Here is a 256-nt window from a genome sequence, read left to right on the forward strand (position 1 = left end):
CTCAAGCCAAGTAACAGGTGGCTTAGATACATTATCAGTAGGAGTATCTAAATTAACAGATGGCTCAAGCCAAGTAACAGGTGGTTTAGATACATTATCAGTAGGAGTATCCAAATTAGCAGATGGCTCAAGCCAAGTAACAGGTGGTTTAGGTACATTATCAGTAGGAGTAACGAAATTAGCGGATGGCTCAAGCCAAGTAACAGGCGGTTTAGGCACAGTATCTGTAGCAGTAAACCAATTAGAAGACGGTTCA

Annotated in this window: 1 protein-coding gene; it reads left to right on the forward strand. The window is 41.4% G+C overall.

Going from position 1 to position 256, the window contains the following annotated elements; genetic code table 11:
• A partial coding sequence (locus MR167_RS32260) for a hypothetical protein (RefSeq protein WP_242316295.1) occupies positions 1-256 on the forward strand: 256 nt, incomplete at both ends.

This window comes from Bacillus cereus group sp. BfR-BA-01355 (genome assembly GCF_022663675.1).
Lineage (GTDB): Bacteria > Bacillota > Bacilli > Bacillales > Bacillaceae_G > Bacillus_A > Bacillus_A thuringiensis_S.